Raw genomic sequence first — 26,885 nt, forward strand, 5'->3', positions numbered from 1 at the left:
CGTGGAGTGGCCGCGCTGTACCTGAGTCAGCTCCCGCGCTCCGACGTGGTCGACAGTGCGTGGAGCGGGCAGGCGCGGCGGTAGCGTCGCGGACCGGGATCGGCGTTCTCCGCGGCGCGGCATCAGACGGCCCACCCTCCGGCCTGGCGAGCGGCCAGGTCTGCGTAGGTGCGGTCCTGATCGTTCCAGTCCTTCACCGCCCGGGCGACGAGCAGGTTCGTCTTTCTCTTGTAGGTCAGGTACCGCATGGTCGATTCGGGACGGCGATGCCCGAGGAGGCGCATGACGGTCAGGAACGGGTTGCGGGACACGTGGTCCGCCGCGTAGGCAGGCACGCGGTCGGTGAGGCGCTGCTGCTCCTCGTCCTGGGCGCGGACCAACTCGGTCAACTGCTCCAGCATGTACACGGCGAACGTATGGCGAAGATCATGGATGCGGACCTGCCCCGGCATCTCCAGCGGCAGGTTGTGCTCGGCCGCGATCCGTACCGCTCTCGCGTGCGCGTCGGCGAAGATCTGCTCCCAGCGCTGACTGCTGATCATCCGTCCATTGCGCCCGACGAAAAGAGCCATCGACTCCAGCCCGTGGTCGCCCTCAATGACCGTGATCCGCCGCAGCGGCGCCTTCATCGCCTTGATCCGGTAGGTGCGTCGCCGACCGTCCTGGATGCCGCTGACCTTCATCGTGCGCATGTCGACGTCGTCGACGACGAACAGCTCATCGCGCTGTCGGTACAGGTTCTTCGCGGCCTTGCGAAGGAAACCGGAGCGCTCGGTCCTTCGATACCAGTCCAGTTCACGCAGCGTGGCGTCCTGGATCTCGGTGGTCCTGGGCAGGCCGAACTTCGCGATCGCCTGCAGTTCGACTTCCTTGGCCGAGCCGTCCCGACGAGGAGCGCCGACTTCGATGTCGAGCAACGCGCTGAACTCCCGCAGCCGCAGGCCCGTCGTGATGGAGAGATTCCCGCCGCAGCTGTCCCGCAGAGCATGGCCGGAGCGGAAGGCGGGATCCGCCTTGCCGTCGGGCAGCAGCCCACGCAGGCCGACCCGGTCCAGAAACCACCACTGCTCGAACGTCAGATGGCGCACGTCGAGCTCGCTGGTAGCTCCCCAGTTGAGGATGTCGCGGCCGTTCTTCTTGCGGTAGTACGGACGTCGGTCCAGAAGCCTCGCCTCATCGACCGCCCAGTCGTAGAACCTGTTGATCGTGGCCCTCCGGCGCTTCCACGTGGCCGGCGCCATCGGCTCGTCGCGGTACTCGATGCAGTGATCGCGGTAGGCGATCAGATCGTCCTCGGTGGCGGACAGCAGGTCGGCCGGGGGATCGAGGCTTGAGAGGAAGTCGTCCAGGTCGAGGAAGTCGTACGTGTAGTCCCGCAGCGACTTGGCCTCAAGGGTCTTGGCGAGCTCGTAGAAGAACGAGCAGTGGGGCTCCAGGGGCCGCATGTCCGCGTCGAGGAAGAAGGGGGTCCCGTCCTTGAGGGCCTTGCTCCGGCTCGTGTACTGCGTCCCGTCCAGCGTGATCCCGGATGGTGCTTCGTAGTGGCGCCGTGCGGTGACGCGTGACGTGAAGAAGTAGTCCATGGCTCCTCTTGAGACAACGAGATGACCATATGGCTAACGACTCTCCAGCCGAAAGGTAGCTGCTGAGCTGATGTCCTGAGACATCTGGGGATGCTTTGACTAACCGCCGGGCAGCGCCCACCCCTCACGGTAGTTCGGCTCGACGAGCAGCACACGGCCCTCGCCGTCCCGGAAGAGGGCGGCGGCGCCGGCGAGGACACGGGGGAGCGAGGCGATATAGGTGGCGTAGTCCTGAACATCCTGGGTGGTGGTCATGCGGGGAAGGGTAGTGGCGGTGTACGGCCGCACCGCGGCCGAGAAGCCCGGCCGGCCAGGGCGCACGGCAGCACACGCCGGTCCCGCGACCGGCACCGGACGGCGCACACGCCGGGGGCACGGCGGCCCCGCCGGAGCCCGGCTCACGCCCGGCGCGCCCGCGACCGGCCCGACCCACCCTCGACGACCTGCCCGCACCCGAGGTCCCTCCCGGTCTCCCGCGCGCCCGACCCCGTTCCACGGGTTGGGCGGGGACATGACGGTCCAGGGAGCAGAGAGCTAGGGTCGGCGGGGCGCGACTGCCCCGGCATACGTACGGGCCCGGAGAGCAAGGGATGGCGGAAGTGGCGGACGCTGCAGTGAGCGGTACTCGATCAGCACGGTCAGCACAGTCGGAGGCGCCGGCGCGGCGGGTGCTCGTCGCCGCGGACAAGTTCAAGGGGTCGCTGACGGCCGTGGAGGTCGCCGAGCGGGTGACCGCCGGGCTGCGGCGGGTGGTGCCCGGCCTCGAGGTCGAGGCGCTTCCCGTGGCCGACGGCGGCGACGGCACGGTGGCCGCGGCGGTCGCGGCCGGGTTCGACCGGCGGGAGGTACGGGTCACCGGTCCCCTCGGTGACGAGGTCACCGCGGCGTTCGCGCTGCGCGGCGACACCGCCGTGGTGGAGATGGCGGAGGCCAGCGGCCTCCAACGGCTGCCGGGCGGCGTCCTCGCGCCGCTGACGGCGTCCACGTACGGATCCGGCGAGCTGCTGACGGCCGCGCTGGACGCCGGCGCGCGGACCCTCGTGTTCGGGGTCGGCGGCAGTGCCACCACGGACGGCGGCGCCGGCATGCTGGCCGCGCTGGGCGCCCGCTTCCTGAGAGCCGACGGTGATCCGGTGACGCCGGGCGGCGCCGGTCTCGCCGAGCTGGCCTCGGCGGATCTGTCGGGCCTGGACCCGCGCCTCGGTGAGGTCGAGGTCGTGCTCGCCAGCGATGTCGACAACCCGCTGACCGGTCCGAAGGGCGCCCCGGCGGTCTACGGCCCGCAGAAGGGCGCCTCCCCCGAGGACGTGAAGCGGCTGGACGCGGCGCTCGCGCACTTCGTGAAGGTGCTGGAAGAACCCGCCGGGGCCAGAGCCACCGAGTTCGCCGCCTCGCCCGGTGCGGGCGCGGCCGGCGGCATCGGATACGGCGCGCTGCTCCTCGGGGCCCGGTTCCGGCCCGGTATCGAGGTCATGCTGGACGTCCTCGGCTTCGCACCCGCGCTGGAGCGGGCCGACCTCGTGATCACCGGTGAGGGCTCGCTGGACGAGCAGACCCTGCACGGCAAAGCCCCGGCGGGGGTGGCCGCCGCGGCCCGTGCCGCAGGCAAGGAGGTCGTCGCGGTGTGCGGGCGGCTCACGCTGCCGCCGGAGGTACTGGGGCGGGCGGGGATCCGGCGCGCGTACGCGCTGACGGATCTCGAGCCGGACGTGGAGAAGTGCATCGCGCAGGCGGGCCCGGTCCTGGAACGGACGGCGGAACGCCTCGCACGCGACTTCCTGAGCTGAGGCCGCCCGGTCGCGCCGCACCAGAGGGCTCCGCCCTGTCCGCACCAGGGGGCTCTGTCTCTCTGGACCCCGGCCCTCGCCCGCCCGTCACCCGACTCGGTGGGGCGAAGGAGCAGCCGGACGGCCTTCCCCGGGCCGGCTGCCCGGAACCGGTGCCCTCGTCCTCGGACTCCCCCGAGCTTTTCGAGCAGGGAGGCACCCCGGACGGGCCGAGTGTCCTGCCCGCGCCCGCCCACCGGGCCCGACGGCGGGCGGGCGCGGGTGCGGGCCTGCCGGGCACCCCGCGCCGGGCGCCCGTCAGGCCCGCGCCCCGCGTTCGGCGTCCGGCGCCCCGCGTTCGGCGTCCGGCGTTCGGCGTCCGGCGTTCGGCGTTCGGCGTCCGGCGTTCGGCGTCCGGCGTCCGGCGTCCGGCGTCCGGCGTCCGGCGCCCCGCGTCCGGCGTCCGGCGTCCGGCGCCCCGCGTCCGGCGTCCGGCGTCCGGCGTCCGGCGCCCCGCGCCCCGCGCCCCGCGTCCGGCGTCCGGCGTCCGGCGCCCCGCGCCCCGCGCCCCGCGTCCGGCGTCCGGCGTCCGGCGCCCCGCGTCCGGCGTCCGACGTCCCGCGTCCGGCGTCCGGCGCCCCGCGTCCGGCGTCCGGCGCCCCGCGTCCGGCGCCCCGCGTCCGGCGTCCGGCGTCCCGCGTCCGGCGCCCCGCGCCCCGCGTCCGGCGCCCCGCGCCCCGCGCCCCGCAAAGCAAAGGGCCCCGGACCCAACAGGGTCCGGGGCCCGAAGCGGCAGGGGTTACGGCTGGGCCGCCCGTGCCTCGCGGCGATTACCGCGGAAGTTGTTCACCCGGCGGGCCGTGGCGAACAGCGGGATCACCGCGCCCATCACCAGCTGCAGCGCGCAGCCGGTCTGCAGGAGCAGCTGACCGCTCGGGGCGTCGAAGGCCCAGGCCGCCAGCAGGCCCACGGCCAGCACGATCCAGGAAAGCATCGCCACCGCGAGGGGACCCCGCGGCTTCGGGTACTCGACCCGGCTCACCATCAGCCAGGCCGTGCCCAGGATCGCCAGAACCGTCGCCACGAACGGCAGCTCCAGCAGCACGATCGAGACGATGGTCAGCGCCCCGAACGGTGACGGCATGCCCTGGAAGGTGCCGTCCTTGACGGTGACGCAGGAGAACCTCGCAAGTCTCAGCACCACCGCCAGCAGCACCACGATCGCCCCGACCGCGGCCACCCTCTGATGCGCGTCGTCCGCGACCATGCCGTACACGAGGACGAAGTACGCCGGGGCCAGACCGAAGCTGACCAGGTCCGAGAGGTTGTCGAGCTCCGCGCCCATGGGGGAGGAGCGCAGCTTGCGGGCCACCAGGCCGTCGAAGAGGTCGAAGACCGCCGCGCACAGCATGAGGATCACGGCGGTGGCCGCGCTGTGGCGGGCCATCCCGCTCTCCTGGCTGCCCGTGAGGTGCGGGATCAGAATGCCGGTGGTGGTGAAGTACACCGCCATGAAGCCACAGGTGGCGTTGCCGAGGGTGAGGGTGTCCGCTATCGACAGGCGGAGTGAGAGGGGCATCTCCTCCTCGTCGTCCGCCCCGTCGGCGTCGGGCACCCAGCCGGTCTGTGTCTTCTCCGGATCAATCACGGTCAATGCGAGTCACCCCAGCCACGGTCTTCTGGCCCACCTCGACGTCGATCTCCACGCCCTCGGGCAGGTAGAGGTCGACACGCGAGCCGAACCGGATGAGACCGATCCGCTCGCCCTGCTCGACCTTGGTGCCCTCGGGCAGGTAGGGCACGATGCGGCGGGCCACCGCACCGGCGATCTGGATCATCTCGATGTCGCCGAGCTCGGTGTCGAAGTGCCAGACGACGCGCTCGTTGTTCTCGCTCTCCTTGTTGAAGGCGGGAACGAAGCCACCGGGGATGTGCTCGACCGACGTCACCGTGCCGGCCAGCGGGGCGCGGTTGACGTGAACGTTGAGCGGGCTCATGAAGATCGCGACGCGGGTCCGGCCGTCCTTCCACGGCATGATGCTCTGCACCACGCCGTCGGCGGGCGAGATGACCCGGCCCCGGGTGATCTCGCGCTCGGGGTCGCGGAAGAACCACAGCATCCCCGCCGCGAGAGCGGTGGCGGGGACGGCTACGGCCTTGGCGGCACCCGAGCGGCGGGCGCGGACCAGGCTGACGGCTGCGGTGGCGACGGTCGGCAGGAGCCACGGCGACGCTCCGCGCGCGAGGCGCACGCCGGCGAGGCTGTCGCGAGATGCAGAGGTTTTGCTGTGGGGCATGGATGACCTTCGTAGCGGATAGTGCCGCGCGGGGACAGGGGACGGCGGCTTTCCGGCGATCGTAGCGGCTCCGGGCGACAACTGGGTAAGCCAGGAAGTTGAGTCGGTGACCGGAGAGTACTGACGGGGTGTGATCCTCTATTCCAAGAAAACACCCCGTATCCGGACATTCAGCCCTGGAATCGATACTCTTCGAGCAGTCTGCGACCGATGATCATTTTCTGGATCTCGGCGGTGCCCTCGCCGATCAGCAGCATCGGAGCCTCGCGGTAGAGGCGCTCGATCTCGTACTCCTTGGAAAAGCCGTAGCCGCCGTGGATCCGGAAGGCGTCCTCGACGACCTCCTTGCAGTACTCGGACGCGAGGTACTTGGCCATCCCCGCCTCCAGGTCGTTTCGTTCCCCGGAGTCCTTTTTACGTGCGGCGTTCACCATCATCGCATGCGCGGCCTCCACCTTGGTAGCCATCTCCGCGAGCTTGAACTGAATGGCCTGGTGCTGGGCGATCTGCTTGCCGAACGTGTGCCGCTGCTGGGCGTACCGGACCCCGAGCTCGAAGGCGCGATGGGCGACACCGCAGCCCCGTGCCGCCACATTGACGCGGCCGACCTCGACGCCGTCCATCATTTGGTAAAAACCGCGCCCGGTGACCCCGCCGAGCACGCGGTCCGCCGGAACGCGCAGTCCGTCCATGATGAGCTCGGTGGTGTCGACGCCCTTGTAGCCCATCTTGTCGATCTTGCCCGGGATGGTCAGTCCGGGCCGCACCTCGCCGAATCCGGGCTCCTTCTCCACCAGGAAGGTCGTCATCGACTTGTGCGGCGCCGTGCCCTCGGGGTGCCCTTCGTCGCTCCGCACCAGAACGGCCACCAGGGACGACGTGCCGCCGTTCGTCAGCCACATCTTCTGGCCGTTCAGGACGTACGCGTCGCCGTCCTTCACCGCCTTCGACGAGATCGCCGACACGTCGGAACCCAGTGCCGGCTCCGACATGGAGAACGCGCCCCGGATGTCGCCGGCCGCCATGCGCGGCAGGAAGTGGTCCTTCTGCTCCTGCGTTCCGTGCTGCTTGAGCATGTACGCGACGATGAAATGCGTGTTGATGATGCCGGACACCGACATCCAGCCGCGCGCGATCTCCTCCACGCACAGGGCGTACGTGAGCAGCGACTCGCCCAGACCCCCGTACTCCTCGGGGATCATCAGACCGAACAGGCCGAGTTCCTTCAGGCCGTCGACGATCTGCTGCGGGTACTCGTCGCGGTGCTCCAGGCCGGTCGCGACCGGGATGATCTCCTTGTCCACGAAGTCGCGGACGGTGGAGAGGATCTCCCGCTGGACGTCCGTGAGGCCGTGGGTCTGGGCGAGACGGCTCATCTTCTACTTCTCCTGCTTCGGAATGTCCAGCGGCTCCGGGCGGCCGGGCTGTTCGCCGCCGCGCTCCTTGATGTACGTCTCGGTCGGCACCAGCACCTTGCGGCGGAACACGCACACCAGGGTGCCGTCCTGCTTGTAGCCCCTGGTCTCGACGTGGACGATGCCGCGGTCGTTCTTCGACTTCGACGGCCGCTTGTCGAGCACGGTCGTCTCGCCGTAGACCGTGTCGCCGTGGAAGGTCGGCGCCACGTGCCGCAGCGACTCGATCTCCAGGTTGGCGATCGCCTTCCCGGAGACGTCCGGCACCGACATGCCGAGCAGCAGCGAGTAGACGTAGTTGCCCACGACGACGTTCTTGCCGAAGTCCGTCGTCCTCTCCGCATAGTTGCTGTCCATGTGGAGGGGGTGGTGGTTCATGGTGAGGAGACAGAAGAGGTGGTCGTCGTACTCCGTGACCGTCTTCCCGGGCCAGTGCTTGTAGACGGCCCCGACCTCGAACTCCTCGTAGGTGCGTCCGAACTGCATCGCGCTCAAGCCTCCGGGATCTCGAACTTCGAGGTGCGCCGCATACCGGCGGCCCGGCCCTTGCCGGAGACGACCAGGGCCATCTTGCGGCTGGCCTCGTCGATCATCTCGTCGCCGAGCATCGCGGAGCCCTTCTTGCCGCCCGCCTCGGACGTGCAGTAGTCGTACGCGTCCAGGATCAGCTCGGCGTGGTCGTAGTCCTCCTGGGAGGGCGAGAAGATCTCGTTGGACGCCTCGACCTGGCCCGGGTGGAGCACCCACTTGCCGTCGAAGCCGAGGGCGGCGGCGCGCCGGGCGACCTCGCGGTAGCCGTCGACGTTGCGGATCTGAAGGTAGGGGCCGTCGATCGCCTGGAGGTTGTTGGCGCGGGCGGCCATCAGGATCTTCATCAGGATGTAGTGGTAGGCGTCCGCCGGGTAGCCGGGCGGCTGCTCGCCCACGACCAGCGACTTCATGTTGATCGACGCCATGAAGTCGGCCGGGCCGAAGATGATCGTCTCGACGCGCGGGGAGGCCTGCGCGATCTCGTTGACGTTGTTCAGCCCCTGGGCGTTCTCGATCTGCGCCTCGATGCCGATGCGGCCGACCTCGAAGCCCATGGTCTTCTCGATCTGGGTGAGCAGCAGGTCGAGCGCGACGACCTGCCGGGCGTCCTGGACCTTCGGCAGCATGATGCAGTCGAGGTTCGGGCCGGCGCCCTCGACGACGGTCACGACGTCGCGGTACGTCCACTCGGTCGTCCAGTCGTTGACCCGGACCACGCGCGTCTTGCCGGTCCAGTCGCCCTCGTTGAGGAACTTGACGATGGTGTGCCGCGCCTCGGGCTTGGCGAGCGGCGCGCAGGCGTCCTCCAGGTCGAGGAAGACCTGGTCCGCGGGGAGGCCCTGGGCCTTCTCCAGGAAGCGCGGGTTCGAGCCCGGTACGGCCAGACAGGAGCGCCGGGGGCGAAGGCGGTTGACCTGGGGAGCGGGGCTGGTCATGCGGGGACCTCCAGGGGGTCGAGCTTGTTCGCGTTGCGGATCTCGTCGACGATACGGCCGATGATCCCGGTGATGTCGAAGTCCTTCGGGGTGAAGACCGCGGCCACTCCGGCGGCCCTGAGCTGTGCGGCGTCGGCGTTCGGGATGATCCCGCCGGCGATCACCGGGATGTCGGCCGCGCCGGCCTCGCGCAGCCGCTCCAGCACGTCCGGCACCAGCTGGGCGTGCGAGCCGGAGAGGATGGACAGACCCACCGCGTGGACGTCCTCCGCGAGGGCGGCGTCCACGATCTGCTCCGGCGTGAGCCGGATGCCCTGGTAGACCACCTCGAACCCGGCGTCGCGGGCCCGCACGGCGATCTGCTCGGCGCCGTTGGAGTGGCCGTCCAGGCCCGGCTTGCCGACCAGGAAGCGCAGCTTGCCGACGCCGAGGTCACGCGCCGTCACGTCCACCTTGCGGCGGACGCCGGCGAGCGCGGAGCCCTCCTCGGCGGGGACGGCGACCGGTGCCGAGGACACCCCGGTCGGGGCGCGGTACTCGCCGAACACCTCGCGCAGGGCGCCGGCCCATTCGCCGGTCGTGGCACCCGCACGGGCGCACTCCAGGGTGGCCTCCATCAGGTTGCCGTCGCCCTTCGCGGCCTCCTTCAGCGCATCCAGCGCCTTGCAGGGACGCGGGTGGTTGAACGGCGGCTGGTAACGCGTGCCGCGCCAGCGGGCCAGCGCCTCCACCACCCGTGCCTCGACGGCCGGGTCGACGGTCTGGATCGCGGTGTCGAGATCGGCGGTCAGCGGGTTCGGCTCGGTGCCCTCGAAGGCGTTGACACCGATGATCTTCTCCTCGCCCGACTCGATCCGGGCCCGGCGCGCGGCGTGCGAGGAGACCAGCTGGGACTTGAGGTAGCCGGACTCGACGGCGGCCATCGCGCCGCCCATCTCCTCGATCCGCCCCATCTCGGCCAGCGACGCCTCGACCAGCTCCTCCACCTTGGCCTCGACCACCTTGGAGCCCTCGAAGAGGTCCCCGTACTCCAGCAGGTCGCTCTCGTAGGCGAGCACCTGCTGGATGCGCAGCGACCACTGCTGGTCCCAGGGGCGGGGCAGGCCCAGGGCCTCGTTCCAGGCCGGCAGCTGGACGGCACGCGCGCGTGCGTCCTTGGAGAGGGTCACGGCCAGCATCTCCAGCACGATCCGCTGGACGTTGTTCTCCGGCTGCGCCTCGGTCAGGCCGAGGGAGTTGACCTGGACGCCGTAGCGGAAGCGGCGGTGCTTGGGGTTCTCGATGCCGTACCGCTCACGCGTGATCCGGTCCCAGATGCGGCCGAAGGCGCGCATCTTGCACATCTCCTCGACGAAGCGGACGCCCGCGTTCACGAAGAACGAGATACGGCCGACGACGTCACCCATGCGCTCCGGCGGCACCTGGCCCGAGTCGCGCACGGCGTCGAGCACCGAGATCGCCGTGGACATCGCGTACGCGATCTCCTGGACCGGGGTGGCACCGGCCTCCTGCAGGTGGTAGCTGCAGATGTTGATCGGGTTCCACTTCGGCAGGTGGGAGACCGTGTACGCGATCATGTCCGTCGTCAGGCGCAGGCTCGGCCCCGGCGGGAACACGTGCGTGCCGCGGGACAGGTACTCCTTGACGATGTCGTTCTGGGTCGTCCCCTGGAGCTCGGTGAGGTTTGCGCCCTGTTCCTCGGCGACCACCTGGTAGAGCGCCAGCAGCCACATGGCGGTGGCGTTGATCGTCATCGAGGTGTTCATCTGCTCCAGGGGGATGTCCTGGAACAGCCGGCGCATGTCGCCGATGTGCGAGACCGGCACCCCGACCCGGCCGACCTCACCGCGGGCGAGGACGTGGTCGGGGTCGTAGCCGGTCTGTGTCGGCAGGTCGAACGCCACCGACAGACCGGTCTGGCCCTTGGCGAGGTTGCGCCGGTACAGCTCGTTCGACGCCTCGGCCGTGGAGTGACCGGCGTAGGTCCGCATGAGCCACGGACGGTCCCGTTCCTTCCGCGCTCCCGGCGCGGTCTGACGCTCTGTCATCCGTCGGCCCTCAGATGTTCCGGAAGCGGTTGATGGCGTCCACGTGCTGCGCGCGCTTGGCGTGGTCGCGCACGCCCAGGCCCTCCTCGGGGGCCAGGCAGAGCACGCCCACCTTGCCCTGGTGGAGGTTGCGGTGCACGTCGTGGGCGGCCTGGCCGGTGTCCTCCAGGGAGTACACCCGCGACAGCGTGGGGTGGATCTTCCCCTTGGCGACCAGGCGGTTGGCCTCCCACGCCTCGCGGTAGTTGGCGAAGTGGGAGCCGACGATCTTCTTCAGGGACATCCACAGGTACCGGTTGTCGTACTCGTGGTGGTAGCCCGAGGTCGAGGCGCAGGTGACGATGGTGCCGCCCTTGCGGGTGACGTACACGGACGCGCCGAAGGTCTCGCGTCCGGGGTGCTCGAAGACGATGTCCACGTCCTCGCCGCCGGTGAGTTCGCGGATGCGCTTGCCGAACCGCTTCCACTCCTTCGGGTCCTGGGTGTGCTCGTCCTTCCAGAACCTGTAGCCCTCGGCGGTGCGGTCGATGATCGCCTCGGCGCCCATCGCCCGGCAGAGGTCCGCCTTCTGCTCGCTGGAGACGACGCAGATCGGGTTGGCGCCGCCGGCCAGCGCGAACTGGGTGGCGTAGGAGCCGAGTCCGCCGCTGGCGCCCCAGATGAGCACGTTGTCGCCCTGCTTCATGCCGGCGCCGTTGCGGGAGACCAGCTGCCGGTAGGCGGTGGAGTTGACCAGGCCGGGGGCGGCGGCCTCCTCCCAGCTCAGGTGGTCCGGCTTGGGCATCAGCTGGTTGGACTTCACCAGGGCGATCTCCGCGAGGCCGCCGAAGTTGGTCTCGAAGCCCCAGATCCGCTGCTCGGGGTCGAGCATCGTGTCGTTGTGGCCGTCGCTGGACTCCAGCTCGACGGAGAGGCAGTGGGCGACGACCTCGTCGCCGGGGTGCCAGGCGTTGACTCCGGGACCGGTGCGCAGCACGACGCCCGCGAGGTCCGAGCCGATGATGTGGTACGGCAGGTCGTGGCGCCTGGTGAGCTCGCTGAGCCTGCCGTAGCGCTCCAGGAAGCCGAAGGTCGCCATCGGCTCGAAGATCGACGTCCACACCGAGTTGTAGTTGACCGAGGAGGCCATCACGGCCACCAGGGCCTCACCCGGGCCGAGCTCGGGCACGGGCACGTCGTCGAGGTGGATCGACTTGCGGGGGTCCTTGTCGCGGGTGGCGAGCCCGGAGAACATCTCCGTCTCGTCCTTGTGCACGGTGATCGCACGGTACGACTCGGGCAGCGGCAGGGCGGCGAAGTCCTCCGACGTGGAGTCGGGCGATTGGATCGCGGCCAGGATGTCCTTCATGGTCACGGTGTTGCCTCCGGCGATGAGCAGCGCCCTGAGGGAGGGGTGCTGAGGGTTACGTCGGTGCTGCTGAGGGTTGGGGGATGCCGTCGGTCCGGCGGGGGTGGTGCTTCGGCGGCGCTTTGTGGCGCGGGAGGGTGCCTGTGACGCAGGCGTCCGGGCGGGCAGGCCTTCCGGCTTGCTGGGACAGCCGGCGCACGAAGGGTCTCTGCGCGCCGGCCGCCCGGACTCCTTCAACGTATGGCACGCCGTGACAGCACGCAAGGCACTGGGTGCCATGAATCGATCTCAGATGAAATCTTTACGTAACAAATGAGCGATGATCGATCGAACGGCTCCCGGAGAGGGCGCGAGAAGGGGCCCTGACATGGCAAAACGGCCACCCCGTGGGGTGGCCGTCGTCACAGCGGTGAGGGCGTGCTCAGTGCTTCCTCGCCGAACCCTCAGTGCTCCTGTGGCGTTCCTGTGGTGCTCCTCAGTGGTCCTTCAGAGCCCGCTCGATGGTCCGCATCACCTCGTCCAGCGGGGCGTCGGTGCGGGCGACCGCCACCAGCACCTCGCCCTGGGTGGACACCGAGGCGGCCGGCGGTCTCTGCGGCACCGTGCGGCGGCCCGCCATGATCCCGTTCCCGAAGGTCTTGCGGACGATCGAGAAGGCGTGGTCGAGCTCCGCCTCCACATCGCCCCGGCCGTCCGCCCTGAGCCAGCGCCGCAGCACATGGTTGTGCGCGGTGACCACGGCGGACGCGGCGACCTCCGCCAGCAGCGGGTCGTCGCCCGCGTCCTCGTCGTGCGCGTGCTCGTCGAAGTGGCCGAGCAGGTAACGGGTGAAGAGACGCTCGTAGCGGGCCACCGACGCGATCTCCGCCTCGCGCAGGGTGGGCACCTCGCGGGTCAGCCGGTAGCGGGCGACCGAGATCTCCGGCCGCGCCGCGTACATCCGCATGACCTCCTTGATGCCGCGGCACACCGTGTCGAGCGGATGCTCGTGCGCCGGCGCCGCGTTGAGCACCGCCTCGGCGCGCACCAGCGTGTCGTCGTGATCGGGGAAGATCGCCTCTTCCTTGGACCGGAAGTGCCGGAAGAAGGTGCGGCGGGCGACCCCGGCCGCGGCCGCGATCTCGTCGACGGTGGTGGCCTCGTACCCCTTGGTCGCGAACAGCTCCATCGCGGCGGCCGCCAGCTCCCGGCGCATCTTCAGCCGCTGGGCGGCGGCGCGAGTGCCTGCGGCGCGTTCCGGCGGCTCGGTCGTGGCAGGTGTACGGGAGGACCTGGCGGGCTGGGACATGCCCCGAACGTACTGCATCCGCGCAGTTCGCCGCGCCGGGCCGGGAACTCCCCCGCCCTCGGGGGGCGGGGGAGCGCCACGGCCCGCGGGCTGCGGGAACCGGCCCGGTTCCAGCAGCCCGCCCCACTGGCCGTCGCCGCGGTACCAGTCGTCCAGGCGGTGCGGCGGCTCAGCGCTTGGCATATTCGCGGAAGCCTCGGCCGGTCTTGCGGCCGAGGCAGCCCGCGGCCACCAGATGCTCCAGCAGCGGCGCCGGAGCGAGCCCCGGGTCGCGGAACTCGCGGTGCAGGACCTTCTCGATCGCGAGCGAGACGTCCAGCCCGACGACGTCCAGCAGCTCGAACGGGCCCATCGGGTAGCCGCCGCCCAGCTTCATCGCGGCGTCGATGTCGTCGAGACTGGCGTAGTGCTCCTGCACCATCTTGACCGCGTTGTTGAGGTACGGGAACAGCAGCGCGTTGACGATGAACCCGGCCCGGTCGCCGCAGTCCACGGGGTGCTTGCGGATCGCCCGGCAGACCTCGCGCACCGTCGCGTGGACGTCGTCCTCGGTCAGCACCGTACGGACCACCTCGACCAGTTTCATGGCCGGTGCCGGGTTGAAGAAGTGCATGCCGATCACGTCCTGCGGACGCGAGGTGGCACGGGCGCAGGCGATCACGGGCAGCGAGGACGTGGTGGTGGCGAGCACCGCGCCCGGCTTGCAGACCTTGTCCAGCGTCCCGAACAGCTGCCGCTTGACCTCCAGGTCCTCGGCGACCGCCTCGACCGCCAGGTCCACGTCGGCGAAGTCGTCGTAGGAGCCCGTCGGCCGGACCCGCTCCAGGGCCTGGACGGCGGCCTCGGCGGTCATCCTCCCCTTGTCGACGGAACGCGTCAGGGACGCGCCGATCCGGGCCTTGGCCTGCTGCGCCTTCTGCTCGGTACGGGCGGCGAGGACCACGTGGTAGCCGGCCTTGGCGAACACCTCGGCGATACCCGAGGCCATGGTGCCCGAGCCCGCCACGCCCACCGAACGGACCGGCCGGCCCTCGGTGGGCCGGCCCCCCTCCGACGGGGTCAGCGCGTCCCGCACGACGGCGGCGCTGCCCGGCTCCTCGTACGTGTAGAAGCCACGCCCCGCCTTGCGGCCCGTCAGACCCGCCTCGCTCAGCTGCTTCAGGATCGGGGCCGGCGCGTGCAGCCGGTCGTGGGACTCCGTGTACATGGCCTCCAGGACCGTCCGCGCGGTGTCGACGCCGATCAGGTCGAGCAGCGCCAGCGGGCCCATCGGCAGACCGCAGCCCAGCCGCATCGCGGCGTCGATGTCCTCGCGGGAGGCGTAGTGCGACTCGTACATCGAGGCGGCCTGGTTGAGGTAGCCGAACAGCAGCCCGTCGGCGACGAATCCGGGCCGGTCGCCGACCGCGACCGGCTCCTTGCCCAGATCCAGGGCCAGATCGGTGACCGCGGTGACGGCCGCCGGCGAGGTCAGCACCGAGGAGACGACCTCCACCAGCTTCATCGCCGGGGCGGGGTTGAAGAAGTGCAGACCCAGCACGCGCTCGGGGCGGGCCGAATCGGCGGCGAGGCGGGTGACCGACAGGGCGTTGGTGCCCGTTGCCAGGATCGTCTCCGGCCGCACCACGGCGTCGAGTTCACGGAAGATCTGCTGCTTGACCTCGTACGACTCCGGCACCACCTCGATCACCAGGTCGGCGCCGGCCGCCGCCGCGAGGTCGGTGGAGGTGGTCACGCGGGCCAGCAGCTCCACGCGCTGCTCCCCGGTGAGCCGGCCGCGCTCCACGGCACGGGCGGTCGAGGACTCCAGAGTGGCGACGCACCGCGTGGCCTGGGCCGCGCTGATGTCGATGCCGACGACCTCGCGGCCGGCCTTGGCCAGGACCTCGGCGATGCCGGTGCCCATGGTGCCGAGGCCGACCACGGCGACGGTTCGGAGCGGGGACACGGGGGTGTCGGGCTGGGGGGACAGGGGAGTGGCCATCGAGGGACTCCAGGAATGAGGGTGACGACGGAGGGCGCGCCCGGATGCGCCGAGGGGCGCACCGGGTGCGTACGTACGGAATGCGGGTGATGCCGGGCTGACTGGCGCACACGCCCGGTGCCGTCACGACGGGCACACGCCCGGGAACGGCGGTTCCGGCAGGCCCTGTCCCGAGGCCGAGCCGTACTTGCGGTACACGCGTACGAGTACCGAACCGACTGCACTCACCGTGGCTGCGTCACCGAACCACCGTGAGGAGAAACGAACAGCGGGAACACGAGTGGGTAACTCGCTCGATTGAGCTTAACTCGCGGGTAACGAGCGCGCCAGCCCCCGGTGTTTGTGATGTGCGTCCCGCAGGCCGGGTGGTCCGTCTAACCTCGGGGCATGGACGAAGAGTTGCGATCGCTCACGGAGCGCTTACGGACCGAGGCGGCCGGGTCGGCAGCCGTCGACCGGCTTCTGGCGACCGAGGACCCCGACGCCCTGGCCACCGTGCTCACCGAACCGGGGCAGCCGCTGTGGGCCAGGGAACTGGCCGCCTTCCGGCTCGGGCTCGCGGGGGACCGGCGGGCCTTCGAGTCCCTCGTGCTTCTCCTCAACCACCGGGACCCCCCGCGCTGCGCCGGCGCCGCCTACGCCCTGGCCCGTCTCGGCGACCCGCGCACCGCCCGCGCCGCCGCCGCCCTCGCCACCAACGAACTCCGCGTCGCCTACGCCCTGCACCCCGTCCGCCTGCTCGTCGCACTGCGCGCCCCGGAGGCCGTGCCCGCCCTGATCACCACACTGCGGCGGCGGCTGCGCCCGCACGACCCGTACCGCAAGGTCGCCCTCGCCTGCGTGGACGGACTGGGCGAACTCGGCGACACCCGCGCCGAACCCGTCCTGAACGAGGCCCTGGCACACCCCGCCCTGGCCGAGGCGGCGGTCCACGCCCTGGCGCGGATCCCCGGGCAGCGGCGGGCGTCCGCGCCGCGGATCCCGGGACAGCGGTAGCCCCGCGGGCCGCGCGGCGGCGGCCGGGCCGCTCAGCCGCGGAGATCCTTCGCGTACCGCACCTCGGGCACCACCGCCCCGCCGACCTCGAAGGTCTCCTCGGCGCCGTCCGCGGTGAAGCCGGCCCGCTCGTAGAAACGGCGGGCGCGGACGTTGCCCTTGAGGACCCACAGGTACATGCGCCGCTGTCCGGCGGTGGCGCAGTGCCGGACCGCCGCCGCGAGGAGGGCCCTGCCCACGCCCCGGCCGATGTGCCGGGGGCAGAGGTACAGGGCGTACAACTCGGCGTCCTCGGTGCGGGTCCCACCGTCCCGGTACGGGCCGAGGGCCACCCAGCCGAGGAGCTTGCCGCCGCCGCCGCCGCCGTCGTCGACGACCAGGTTCACCACGCGCCGGTCGCCGTCCAGCAGGCGGGCACGCCGCCGGCCGGCGTCCGCCGCGATGTCGAGGCCGTCGAGATACGGCTGGGGGACGAGGCCTTCGTAGGCGTGCCGCCAGCCGCGTATACGGATCCCGGCGACCTCGGCGCAGTCGTCCACCGTCATCGGGCGCGGCACGAACTCCGCGGGGGACGCGGGGAGAACGTCGGCGGGGGCGGGGGCGGGGGCGGGGGCCTCGATCGGCTCACTCATGGCTCCATGGTGAACCAGGGGCCCGGCAACGCCGGGCCCCGCTCCCGGACTTCCCCGCCGCACCTGCCCCGACGACGCGCCGCCCGCTCAGCTGCGGAAGCCGAGCAGGCCGTGCAGGGTCGAGCCGCGGGACGTGGGGGACGCGGCCTTCGACGTCCGCGGCTTCGGGTCGGGCAGCGCCTCGCACACCGCGTCGGCCTCGCCGCGGCCGCGCGGCACGGTGCCGTCGGTCAGGTACGCCGTCAGATGCTCGTCCAGGCAGGCGTTGCCGCTCAGCGTGATGCCGTGGTTGCCGCCGTCCCGCTCCACCACCAGGCTGGAACCGGCCAGCAGATGGTGGACCGTCACACCGCCCTGGTAGGGGGTGGCCGCGTCGTCGGTGGCCTGGAAGAGCAGCGCCGGCGGCAGCTTCCCGTTGGCGACGTTCACGGGCCGCAGCGACTCGGTCGGCCAGAACGCGCACACCGCGTTGTACCAGGCGTTGTTCCAGGTCAGGAACGGCGCCCGCTCGTACACCTCCCAGTTGTCCTTGCGCCACTGCCGCCAGTCCCGCGGCCAGGACGCGTCCCGGCACTCGACCGCCGTGTAGACGCTGTAGCCGTTGGCGCCTGCGGCGTCGACCGCGCCGAAGTTCTCGTACGTCTTGACCAGCGGTCCCGAGTCGCCCTCGTTCACGTACGCCGAGAACGCCTCCGCCAGATAAGGCCAGTAGCCGTTGTAGTAGCCGCCCGGCAGGAAGGTGTCCTCCAGTTCGGCCGCGCCCACCTTGTCACCGGCCGGCTTCTTCGCCAGGGCCGCGCGCATCGCGTACCACTCGGCCTCGATCTCCTCCGGATCGGTACCGAGCCGGTACGTGCCGTCGTGCCCGGCGATCCAGGCCATCAGGGCTCGGTGCCGGTCGTTGAAGGCGCGGTCCTGGTTCAGATTGGAGTCGTACCAGACCCCGGTGGGGTCGACGACCGAGTCGAGGACCAGGCGCCGTACCCGTTCCGGGAACAGCTTGGCGTACACGGCGCCCAGATACGTGCCGTAGGAGTAGCCGAAGTAATTGATCCTCTTCGCGCCCAGCGCCTGCCGGACGACGTCCATGTCGCGGACCGCGCTGGTCGTGTTCACGTACGGCAGGAGATCCGCGTGCTTCTTGCCGCAGGCGTCGGCGAACGACTTCACACGCGCGAGGTTGGCTTGCTCCACCGCGCGGGTGCTCGGCACCGGATTCGGCCGCACCGGGTCGAAGAAGTCCGGATCGCAGTTCAGCGCGGGCCTGCTCGCACCCACCCCGCGCGGATCGAAGCCGATCACGTCGTACTGGGCGGCCACCTCCTTCGGCAGCGAGGCCGCGACGAATCCGGCGAGCGCCAGCCCGCTGCCGCCGGGGCCGCCCGGGTTGACCAGGAGGGGACCCTGGTACTTCTTCGCGGTGTGCGGAACGCGGGACAGTGCCAGGGTGATCTTCCGCCCCCCGGGGCGGGCGTGGTCGAGCGGTGTCTCGACGGACGCGCACTGCAGCGTCGGATGGTCCTCGGTGCCGCAGTCCTTCCACGCGGGCTTCGCCGCGCGGAACGTGTCGGCGCCGCTCGGCGCGGCCGCCTCGGCGGGCAGGGCCGTCAGGCTCCCGGCCATGACGGCGGCGGCACTGCACAGCACTGCTGCGCGTTTCCTCATGGGTGGTCCTCCCAGGACGGAGGTCGGTGAACCGCGGGCTCACGGTCCACGCGGCATCGTCCCGGAACGAGCCGTGGGATGAACGCGTTCCGCCGACTCTTGACCCGATCGGGTCGCCGGATGCCCTCGAATGCTTGTCAACTTGACCCGGCCGTAAACGGCCGGGCTTGGAGGTAGCGCCCAACTGGCTGTCGGGTGGGCTCCTCCGTCCGGACACCCCTATGGGGTGGCAGGGGACGCGTGACTCACGCCCCGCGATCCACACGGTCTCGCCACGAGCGGCGATGTTGTGGGAAGCGTTCCGGTCGGGCGTGAACGCCCGAGGTTCCTCGCTGGATACCGCTGAAGAAGCGAGAGTCGGGTCGGGCCTGGTGTGGGGGTTCGGAGTGCCGGGACGCGGAGGCGGAGGGCCTGGAGGCGGAAGGGCCGGAGGCAGGGGACCGGAGGCAGGGGACCCAGGGCCCGGAGAGCCGGTCACCGGATGCCCGACGGGCCGCAGGCGGTGGGGCATCTGTGCGTGACGTTCTCCCCGCGCACGACGCCTCCCCGGTGGCACCGGCCAAGCACAGGACCACGCAAGGGGACGAGCGTTCCCTTGATCGCGCGAACGACTGGTTTGGGCACACTCCCGATCACTTCCGGACTCCCGATTTGGGGGGCCGGGCGAGGGGGTGGTTGGCTTGCCCCGACCCCCCCGAGAACCCATGTCCTGGAGGAAAGCGATGGCGCAGGTCGAGGCCACTACGGAGCGGATCGTCGTGGCGGACGCGGAGACGGTGTTCGATGCCCTCGCCGACTACAGCGGCACGCGCGGGAAGCTGCTGCCCGAGCAGTACAGCGAGTACGAGGTCCGCGAGGGCGGTGACGGCGAGGGCAGCCTCGTCCACTGGAAGCTCCAGGCCACCAGCAAGCGCGTCCGCGACTGCCTCATGGAGGTCACCGAGCCGAGCGACGGCGAACTGGTCGAGAAGGACCGCAACTCGTCCATGGTCACCACCTGGCGCGTCACCCCGGCCGGGGAGGGCAGGTCCCGGGTCGTCGTGACCACCACCTGGACCGGCGCCGGGGGCATCGGCGGCTTCTTCGAGAGGACCTTCGCCCCCAAGGGCCTCGCGCGCATCCACGACGCGCTGCTCGCCAACCTCGCCACCGAGGTCGAGAAGTAGCCGGTGCGGTGATGTGAGGGGATCGTGTCCGTGGTCCGGGTACGCGGGGGCGGTTTTCCTCGCTTCTTCGGGTCCCGGGTCGGGCCTGGGCGGTCCGATGCCCCTGCGCATCACTCTGGTGTGCAGGGGGCGGTGCCGTCCGTCGCCTGATCCGGTGTCCGAGGGAGCGCCTGCCGATTGCCACCGAAGCGGCGGCGTGTCGGCTGGTCCTGCGGTTCTTGCCGGTCAGTGGCTTCTGCCAGTGTTCCGCTCCCCACATCGAGGTGTAGGCCGGGTCCACGGCGATGACGCGACGTGCGCGGTGACCGGGTCTGTCGTGCGGATCGGGCCGGGCTCGCGGGCCGCGGGACGGTACAGGGGCAGGTGGGAGGCGGTCCCGTGGGTCCTGCTACCGTCATTGGTCTGGGCCGGTGGGAGTTTTCCACAGGTCTGGCAGAGCTGTGGCGGCACGACGTAGCGTGAGGCGCATGAAGATCCTCATCAGCGCCGACATGGAGGGCGCCACCGGTGTCACCTGGCCGGCCGACGTGCTGCCGGGCACCCCGCAGTGGGAGCGCTGCCGGTCCATGTTCACCTCCGACGTCGACGCCGCCGTGCGGGGCTTCTTCGACGGCGGCGCCGACGAGGTGCTGATCAACGAGGCGCACTGGACCATGCGCAATCTCCTGCTGGAGCGGCTCGACGAGCGGGCCGAGATGCTCACCGGCCGGCACAAGTCGCTGTCCATGGTCGAAGGTGTGCAGCACGGCGACGTGGACGGCATCGCGTTCATCGGCTATCACGCCGGCGCCGGCATGGAGGGCGTCCTCGCCCACACCTTCCTCGCCAACTCCATCACCGGGGTGTGGCTGAACGGCGAACGGGCGAGCGAGGGTCTGCTCAACGCGGCCGTCGTCGCCGAGTACGGGGTGCCGGTGGTCCTGGTCACCGGCGACGACGTGGCCTGCGAGGACGCGCTCGGCTACGCGCCGGGGGCGTTGAAGGTCGCGGTCAAGGACCACGTGTCGCGGTACGCGGCGGTGTGCCGGACGCCTGCCCGGACGGCCTCCGACATCCGCGCGGCGGCCAAGGACGCCGCCGCGCTCGCGGTGCGCCACGAGCCGGTGGCCGCAGGCCCCTTCACCGTCGCGGTGGAGTTCGACGCCGAGCATCTGGCCATGGCCGCCACCGTCGTGCCGGGCGTGGCCCGGACCGGCGAGCGGAAAGTGACATACACCAGCACAACCATGTACGACGGGATCCGCGCCTTCAAGGCGGTCACCACGATCGCCTCGGCCGCGGTGGAGGAACAGTATGGCTGACGAACACGCCCTGGACGAGGTCGTGACGTTCACGTCCGACCTCATCAGGATCGACACCACGAACCGGGGCGGCGGTGACTGCCAGGAGCGGCCCGCCGCCGAGTACGTGGCGGAGCGGCTGGCCGGAGCGGGCCTGGAACCGGTACTGCTCGAGCGCACCCCCGGGCGGACCAACGTCGTCGCGCGCCTCGCGGGCACCGACCCGACGGCCGACGCGCTCCTCGTCCACGGTCACCTCGACGTCGTACCGGCCGAGGCGGCCGACTGGAGCGTGCACCCGTTCTCCGGCGAGGTGCGCGACGGGGTGGTCTGGGGGCGAGGTGCCGTCGACATGAAGAACATGGACGCGATGATCCTCGCCGTGGTGCGGGCCTGGGCCCGCCAGGGCGTGCGGCCCCGGCGCGACATCGTGATCGCCTTCACCGCCGACGAGGAGGACAGCGCCGAGGACGGTTCCGGCTTCCTCGCCGACCGGCATCCGGAGCTCTTCGAGGGCTGTACCGAGGGCATCAGCGAATCGGGTGCCTACACCGTCCACGACGGCGCCGGCCGGCAGCTCTACCCGATCGGCGCGGGAGAACGCGGCACGGCCTGGCTGAAGCTCACCGCCCGCGGGCGGGCCGGCCACGGCTCCAAGGTCAACCGGGACAACGCGGTGACCCGCCTCGCCGCCGCCGTCGCCCGTATCGGCGAGCACGAGTGGCCGCTGCGGCTCACCCCGACCGTCCGCGCGGCACTCACCGAACTCGCCGCCCTGTACGGCGTCGACCCCGACCTGTCCGACGTGGACACGCTGCTCACCAAGCTGGGCCCGGCCGCGAAGCTCGTCGAGCACACCCTCCGCAACAGCAGCAACCCGACGATGCTGGACGCCGGCTACAAGGTCAACGTGATCCCCGGCCAGGCCGAGGCCTACATCGACGGACGGATCCTGCCCGGTGGCGAGGACGACTTCCGCTCCACCCTGGACCGGCTCACCGGGCCCGACGTGGACTGGGAGTTCCAGCACCGGGAGCCGGCCCTCCAGTCGCCGGTGGACTCGACGACGTTCGCCCGGATGCGGGCCGCGGTGCAGGAGTTCGCACCTGAGGGGCACCCCGTGCCGTACTGCATGTCCGGCGGCACGGACGCGAAGCAGTTCTCCCGCCTCGGCATCACCGGTTATGGCTTCGCCCCGCTGAAGCTGCCGGAGGGCTTCGACTACCAGGCCCTCTTCCACGGAGTCGACGAGCGCGTCCCCATCGAGGCGCTCCACTTCGGCGTCCGTGTCCTCGACCGGTTCCTGCGGACGGCCTGAGCCCATGGGGGAGACAGTGCGGATCCTGCCGTACGGCGAGTGGCCCTCGCCCATCGACGCGGCCACGGCCGCGGCGCACGACGGAAGCCCCGAGTACGTGGGGTTCGTCGGGGAGGAGGTGTGGTGGACCGAGCCCCGGCCCGCCGAGGACGGCCGCCGCACCCTGGTGCGCCGGCACTCCGACGGCACCGAGGAGTCCGTCCTGCCCGCGCCCTGGAACGTGCGCAGCCGGCTCCACGAGTACGGCGGACGGCCCTGGGCCGGCTTTGTACGGGACGACGACCCGCTCGTGGTGTTCGTCGACTTCGCCGACCAGCGCCTTTACCGGTACGAACCGGGCGGCGAGCCGCGACCGCTGACCCCCGTCTCCCCGGTGGGACAGGGGCTGCGCTGGGCCGAGCCGACCCTGCTGCCGGACCGCGGCGAGGTGTGGTGCGTCCTGGAGGAGTTCACCGGCGACGGACCCGGCGACGTGCGCCGTGTCCTGGCCGCCGTACCACTGGACGGCTCGGCCGCCGACGACCGCGGTGCCGTGCGCGAACTGACCGACGGCCGGCACCGGTTCGTCACCGGGCCGCGCCTTGCGCCCGACGGGCGGCGCGCCGCCTGGCTGGCCTGGGACCATCCCCGCATGCCCTGGGACGGTACCGAGCTCCGCGTCGCCGACGTCGCCCCCGACGGCACCCTGCACGACGCCCGCACCGTGGCCGGCGGCCCGGAAGAGTCGGTCGCCCAGGCCGACTGGACACACGACGGCCGACTGCTCCACACGAGCGACCGCACCGGCTGGTGGAACCTCTACCTCGACGGCGAACCCGTCTGCCCGCGCGAGGAGGAGTTCGGCGGGCCGCTGTGGAAGCCGGGGTCGCGCTGGTTCGCCCCGCTGGACAGCGGCCTGATCGCCGTCGTGCACGGCCGGGGCGCCGCCACGCTCGGCATACTCGACCCGGAGAGGGGCGAGGTCGTCGACGCGGCCGGACCCTGGACCGAGTTCACGCCCACGCTCGCGGCCCACGGCGAGCGCGTCGTGGCCGTCGGAGCGAGCCCGCGCAGCTCCCACGAGGTCGTCGAGCTGGACACCCGGACCGGCAGGGCCCGGGTGATCGGCACCCCGCACAAGGACGCCGTGGACCCCGCCCACTACCCAGAACCTGAGGTCCGCACCTTCACCGGGCCGGACGGCCGCGAGATCCACGCCCAGGTGTACCCGCCGCGAAACCCCGGCTGCGCCGGGCCCGAGGGCGAGCCGGCGCCGTACGTGATCTGGGCACACGGCGGGCCCACCGGCCGGGCGCCGCTCGTGCTCGACCTCGAGATCGCCTACTTCACCTCGCGCGGCATCGGCGTCGCCGAGGTGAACTACGGCGGCTCCACCGGCTACGGGCGCGCCTACCGGGACCGGCTGCGCGAGCAGTGGGGCGTGGCCGACGTGGAGGACTGCGCCGCCGTCGCCCTCGCCCTCGCCGACGAGGGCACCGCCGCCCGCGACCGGCTCGCCGTCCGCGGCGGCAGCGCCGGCGGCTGGACCACGGCCGCCTCCCTCACCACGACCGACGTCTACGCCTGCGGCACCATCGTCTACCCGGTGCTCGACCTGACCGGCTGGGGCCCGGAAGAGACCCACGACTTCGAGTCCCGGTACCTCGAGAGCCTCATCGGCCCGCGCGCCGAAGTCCCCGAGCGGTACGCCGAACGCTCGCCCGTCGCGCACGCCGACCGGCTCACCGCGCCGTTCCTGCTCCTCCAGGGCCTGGACGACCGGATCTGCCCTCCCGTGCAGTGCGAGCGGTTCCTCGCCCGGCTGGAGGGCAAGGGTGTGCCGCACGCGTACCTCACCTTCGAGGGAGAGGGACACGGCTTCCGGCGCGCCGAGACCATGGTGCGCGCACTGGAAGCCGAACTGTCCCTGTACGCGCAGGTGTTCGGGCTGTCGGTACCGGACGTGCCGGTCCTGGAACTGACCCGAGGATCCGGGCCGCACCGATGAACCGGACAGCACCGATGAACCGGACCGCGTGGACGAGCCGGGCCGAGCCGTTGCGGCGGCCGCCCCGGCTCGGCCCCGGCGCCCGGGTGGCCGTCGTCGCGCCCAGCGGGCCCGTGCCGGAGGAGCGGCTGCAGGCCGGTCTCGACACGTTGCGCGGCTGGGACCTCGACCCGGTGGCCGCCCCTCATGTCCTTGACCGCCACGGTGAGTTCGACTACCTGGCCGGCAGTGACGCCGACCGGGCCGCCGACCTGCAGGCCGCCTGGTGCGACCCCGCCGTGGACGCGGTGATCTGCGCCCGGGGCGGCTACGGCGTGCAGCGCATGGTCGACCTGCTCGACTGGCCGGCGATGCGGGCCGCCGGACCCAAGGTCTTCGTCGGGTTCAGCGACATCACCGCCCTGCACGAGGCGTTCGCGACCCGGCTCGGCCTGGTCACCCTGCACGGGCCGATGGCGGCGGGTGTCGACTTCCTCAAGAACACCCGTGCGCAGGAGCACCTCAAGGCCACCCTGTTCGCCCCCGAGACCGTCCGCACCCTCGCCTCCGACGGCACCGCGCTGGCCCCCGGCCGGGCGCGCGGCGTCACGCTCGGCGGCTGCCTCGCCCTGCTCGCCGCCGGCCTCGGCACCCCGCACGCCAGACCCTCCGCGCGCGGCGGGCTGGTGTGCCTGGAGGACGTGGGGGAGGAGCCGTACCGGCTCGACCGGTACCTCACCCAGCTGTCGCGGGCCGGCTGGTTCGAGGGGGTGTCGGGGCTGCTGCTCGGCTCCTGGGACCGGTGCGGTCCGTACGAGAAGGTGCGGGCGCTGCTCGCCGACCGGCTCGGCGGTCTCGGCGTGCCCGTGGCCGAGCAGTTCGGGTTCGGGCACTGCGACGGGGCGCTCACCGTGCCGTTCGGCGTCATGGCCGAACTCGACGCGGACGCGGGCACCCTGACGCTCGACGAACCGGCGCTGAGCTGAACCCGTCCCGCGCCCGGAACCCGACGTAGGGTGGCACGGTGCCGCACCACGCTTCCCGCTACCTCGCCGAAGGCCCCCGCGTGGGCATACGCCACTTCACCCACGCGGACAGCGCCGAGTTCACCGCCCGTGCCCGGGAGAGCAAGGACCTGCACCACCCCTGGCTGTTCCCACCGGACAGCGCCTCGACGTACTCCGCGTACGCGCAAGGGCTGATCGAGGACCCGACCAGGGCCGGCTTCCTGGTCTGCGAGAAGGCGGACGCCGGGGTGGGCCCCGACGACGGAGTCCGGGACGGCTCCATCGCCGGGTTCATCAACATCAACAACATCGTGCACGGCGCGTTCCAGTGCGGCGTCCTGGGGTACGGCGCGTTCGCGCACGCGGCGGGACGCGGACTGATGCGCGAAGGACTGGACCTCGTCGTACGGCACGCGTTCGGACCGATGCGGCTGCACCGGCTGGAGATCAACGTGCAGCCCGCCAACGCCGCCTCCGTCGCCCTGGCCCGTGGCGGCGGATTCCGCCTGGAGGGGTTCTCGCCGGACATGCTCTTCATCGACGGCGCCTGGCGCGACCATGAACGCTGGGCCCTCACCCGCGAGATGCGGGGACCGCACTGATCGCTCCGGTGCGTACGGCGCCCGCGCCCGGAAGGCCGTCGACGCCACCTCGCCCGGCCCCGCCTCCCCCGCTCGGGCGGGGGAGGCGCGGATCACGCGGGACGGGCGGGGGCGGATCCGTGGCCGGACGGGTCAGCCAGCGAAGAGGTCCGCGTACTCGTAGACGGCGCCGTCCGGGTGCCGCGCGACGAGGTTGCGGCCCACCGGTGTGGGGAGCGGGCCCGCGATGATGTCCGCACCCATTTCGGCCAGCACCCGACCGGCCTCCTCGACGTCCTTCACCGCGATGGTCGCCGCCACCTTGCGCAGCACGTCCAGTTCGGCCGGGGGGCCGCTCATCAGCAGGAAGCAGCCGACGGCGGCCACGTGGACACCGGCCCGCTCGAAGCGCAGGGCCCTGCCTCCCGCCAGCCGCTCGTAGAAGGGGATCGCGGTCTCGATGTCGTCGACGCAGACGCGCAGTGTGGCACCCAGAATCTCCACGGCGACGAGCCTAGTTGCGGAACGGCGTTACGCGCTCGGGGCGTTGGGTACCCGGGCGGCATGCAGCGTTTGGAGCACATGCAGCATCTGGACAAGCACCTGGTCGACGAGTTGGCGCAGGTGGCCCGCGAGAGCGTACGCGACGAGCTGCGTGCACAGGCACGGGGGCAGCGCCGCAAGGCCGCCCTGTACGGCGCGTCCGGCGCCGTCGCCCTGTACGCGGGCGCGGCCGTCGCGCTGGCCGTGGGGCTCGCCCTCGCCCTCGTCCTGCCGGGCTGGGCCGCCGCGCTGATCACGGCCGTGATCCTGGGCGCCCTGGCCTACGCACTGCGGAACGCGGCCCGCCCCTCGCCCGCCCCCGGGCGCGGGGCCGCCGGGCAGGCGTCCGTCCCCGGGCAGCGGGACGCCGGGCGCGGGTACAGCGGTGGCGTCGCCCCGCCGGTGCCGTCGACGCCGCCCGCCACGGGCCCCGTACCGCCGCGGCCGGACACCCCGGCCCCCGGTGCGCCGGGCCCTCGGGCCTGACCGACCGCGAGGCGGGCCCCGGACGGAGGCGGGCGAAGGCACGGGCCGCG

General features: G+C 71.7%; 22 protein-coding genes and 2 pseudogenes. 9 read left to right on the top strand and 15 right to left on the bottom strand.

What is annotated here, in order from left to right; translation table 11 throughout:
* Nucleotides 1–122: 122 nt before the first annotated feature.
* Entirely contained in the window at nt 123–1,583 is a 1,461-nt protein-coding gene (locus V4Y04_RS31675; protein ID WP_332431790.1) for a site-specific integrase, read from the bottom strand.
* A 102-nt stretch (nt 1,584–1,685) separates the two neighbouring features.
* A pseudogene (locus V4Y04_RS31680) lies at nt 1,686–1,838 on the bottom strand (NUDIX hydrolase); the annotation flags it as partial.
* 344 nt (nt 1,839–2,182) lie between these two features.
* On the opposite strand from V4Y04_RS31680, the gene V4Y04_RS31685 reads away from it, so the two are divergent.
* Nucleotides 2,183–3,370 (top strand): glycerate kinase, encoded by a 1,188-nt coding sequence (locus tag V4Y04_RS31685; protein WP_443080113.1) that lies wholly within the window; start codon nt 2,183–2,185, stop codon nt 3,368–3,370.
* Nucleotides 3,371–4,148: 778 nt separating this feature from the next.
* Here V4Y04_RS31685 and pssA read toward each other — a convergent pair.
* The 9 genes from pssA to V4Y04_RS31730 all read right to left on the bottom strand — a co-directional run bounded on the left by pssA (nt 4,149) and on the right by V4Y04_RS31730 (nt 15,195).
* Entirely contained in the window at nt 4,149–4,964 is an 816-nt protein-coding gene (gene pssA, locus V4Y04_RS31690) for a CDP-diacylglycerol--serine O-phosphatidyltransferase (protein WP_332433058.1), read from the bottom strand.
* 25 nt (nt 4,965–4,989) lie between these two features.
* A complete protein-coding gene (locus tag V4Y04_RS31695; protein ID WP_055607660.1) occupies nt 4,990–5,646 on the bottom strand; it encodes a phosphatidylserine decarboxylase in 657 nt (218 codons plus the stop codon).
* A 170-nt stretch (nt 5,647–5,816) separates the two neighbouring features.
* Entirely contained in the window at nt 5,817–7,022 is a 1,206-nt protein-coding gene (locus tag V4Y04_RS31700) for an acyl-CoA dehydrogenase family protein (RefSeq protein WP_332431792.1), read from the bottom strand.
* Nucleotides 7,023–7,025: 3 nt separating this feature from the next.
* On the bottom strand, nt 7,026–7,547 hold the full coding sequence (locus V4Y04_RS31705) for a MaoC family dehydratase (RefSeq protein ID WP_332433059.1): 522 nt from the start codon (nt 7,545–7,547) through the stop codon (nt 7,026–7,028).
* Between the two features lie 5 nt (nt 7,548–7,552).
* Nucleotides 7,553–8,527 (bottom strand): HpcH/HpaI aldolase/citrate lyase family protein, encoded by a 975-nt coding sequence (locus V4Y04_RS31710; RefSeq protein WP_332431793.1) that lies wholly within the window; start codon nt 8,525–8,527, stop codon nt 7,553–7,555.
* The gene (locus V4Y04_RS31715) at nt 8,524–10,575 is read right to left on the bottom strand and encodes a protein meaA (RefSeq protein WP_332431794.1); all 2,052 of its coding nucleotides are present in this window, start codon (nt 10,573–10,575) and stop codon (nt 8,524–8,526) included. Before V4Y04_RS31715 ends, V4Y04_RS31710 begins: the two co-directional genes overlap by 4 nt.
* A 10-nt stretch (nt 10,576–10,585) precedes the next feature.
* Entirely contained in the window at nt 10,586–11,923 is a 1,338-nt protein-coding gene (gene ccrA, locus V4Y04_RS31720; protein ID WP_332433060.1) for a crotonyl-CoA carboxylase/reductase, read from the bottom strand.
* A gap of 475 nt (nt 11,924–12,398) precedes the next feature.
* Nucleotides 12,399–13,211 (bottom strand): TetR family transcriptional regulator, encoded by an 813-nt coding sequence (locus tag V4Y04_RS31725; RefSeq protein ID WP_332431795.1) that lies wholly within the window; start codon nt 13,209–13,211, stop codon nt 12,399–12,401.
* A gap of 169 nt (nt 13,212–13,380) precedes the next feature.
* Complete coding sequence (locus V4Y04_RS31730; RefSeq protein ID WP_332431796.1) at nt 13,381–15,195, bottom strand: 3-hydroxyacyl-CoA dehydrogenase family protein; 1,815 nt, start codon at nt 15,193–15,195, stop codon at nt 13,381–13,383.
* A gap of 387 nt (nt 15,196–15,582) precedes the next feature.
* Here V4Y04_RS31730 and V4Y04_RS31735 point away from each other — a divergent pair, with 387 nt between their 5' ends.
* Nucleotides 15,583–16,191 carry an adenylosuccinate lyase gene (locus tag V4Y04_RS31735; protein ID WP_332431797.1) on the top strand — a complete coding sequence of 203 codons (609 nt, stop codon included), beginning with the start codon at nt 15,583–15,585 and terminating at the stop codon, nt 16,189–16,191.
* A gap of 32 nt (nt 16,192–16,223) precedes the next feature.
* Here V4Y04_RS31735 and V4Y04_RS31740 read toward each other — a convergent pair whose 3' ends face one another.
* A complete protein-coding gene (locus tag V4Y04_RS31740) occupies nt 16,224–16,736 on the bottom strand; it encodes a GNAT family N-acetyltransferase (RefSeq protein WP_332433061.1) in 513 nt (170 codons plus the stop codon).
* Between the two features lie 174 nt (nt 16,737–16,910).
* Nucleotides 16,911–18,488: an alpha/beta hydrolase gene (locus V4Y04_RS31745; RefSeq protein WP_332431798.1), complete on the bottom strand. Its 1,578-nt coding sequence runs from the start codon at nt 18,486–18,488 to the stop codon at nt 16,911–16,913.
* Between the two features lie 722 nt (nt 18,489–19,210).
* Between V4Y04_RS31745 and V4Y04_RS31750 the strand changes: the two genes are divergently transcribed.
* Complete coding sequence (locus V4Y04_RS31750) at nt 19,211–19,654, top strand: SRPBCC family protein (protein ID WP_332431799.1); 444 nt, start codon at nt 19,211–19,213, stop codon at nt 19,652–19,654.
* 19 nt (nt 19,655–19,673) lie between these two features.
* On the opposite strand, the pseudogene V4Y04_RS31755 reads toward V4Y04_RS31750, so the two are convergent.
* Nucleotides 19,674–19,943: pseudogene (locus V4Y04_RS31755) on the bottom strand (IS200/IS605 family accessory protein TnpB-related protein); the annotation flags it as partial.
* 178 nt (nt 19,944–20,121) lie between these two features.
* On the opposite strand from V4Y04_RS31755, the gene V4Y04_RS31760 reads away from it, so the two are divergent.
* From V4Y04_RS31760 to V4Y04_RS31780, 5 genes are read left to right on the top strand one after another with little or no spacing between them, the layout of a single operon-like run.
* On the top strand, nt 20,122–20,955 hold the full coding sequence (locus tag V4Y04_RS31760) for a M55 family metallopeptidase (protein ID WP_332431800.1): 834 nt from the start codon (nt 20,122–20,124) through the stop codon (nt 20,953–20,955).
* Nucleotides 20,948–22,252, top strand: coding sequence for a M20/M25/M40 family metallo-hydrolase (locus tag V4Y04_RS31765; RefSeq protein WP_332431801.1), 1,305 nt, complete (start codon nt 20,948–20,950; stop codon nt 22,250–22,252). The genes V4Y04_RS31760 and V4Y04_RS31765 overlap by 8 nt, the downstream gene beginning before the upstream one ends.
* Before the next feature lie 4 nt (nt 22,253–22,256).
* A complete protein-coding gene (locus tag V4Y04_RS31770) occupies nt 22,257–24,239 on the top strand; it encodes a dipeptidyl-peptidase 5 (protein WP_332431802.1) in 1,983 nt (660 codons plus the stop codon).
* The gene (locus V4Y04_RS31775; RefSeq protein WP_332431803.1) at nt 24,236–25,204 is read left to right on the top strand and encodes a S66 peptidase family protein; all 969 of its coding nucleotides are present in this window, start codon (nt 24,236–24,238) and stop codon (nt 25,202–25,204) included. The genes V4Y04_RS31770 and V4Y04_RS31775 overlap by 4 nt, the downstream gene beginning before the upstream one ends.
* A gap of 38 nt (nt 25,205–25,242) precedes the next feature.
* Nucleotides 25,243–25,827, top strand: coding sequence for a GNAT family N-acetyltransferase (locus tag V4Y04_RS31780; protein ID WP_332431804.1), 585 nt, complete (start codon nt 25,243–25,245; stop codon nt 25,825–25,827).
* 132 nt (nt 25,828–25,959) lie between these two features.
* Here V4Y04_RS31780 and V4Y04_RS31785 read toward each other — a convergent pair whose 3' ends face one another.
* Nucleotides 25,960–26,310 carry a VOC family protein gene (locus V4Y04_RS31785; protein WP_332431805.1) on the bottom strand — a complete coding sequence of 117 codons (351 nt, stop codon included), beginning with the start codon at nt 26,308–26,310 and terminating at the stop codon, nt 25,960–25,962.
* Nucleotides 26,311–26,370: 60 nt separating this feature from the next.
* On the opposite strand from V4Y04_RS31785, the gene V4Y04_RS31790 reads away from it, so the two are divergent.
* On the top strand, nt 26,371–26,835 hold the full coding sequence (locus tag V4Y04_RS31790; RefSeq protein WP_332431806.1) for a phage holin family protein: 465 nt from the start codon (nt 26,371–26,373) through the stop codon (nt 26,833–26,835).
* Nucleotides 26,836–26,885: the final 50 nt, after the last annotated feature.

Origin of the sequence: Streptomyces sp. P9-A2, assembly GCF_036634175.1 — a bacterium.
Classification (GTDB): domain Bacteria; phylum Actinomycetota; class Actinomycetes; order Streptomycetales; family Streptomycetaceae; genus Streptomyces; species Streptomyces pratens.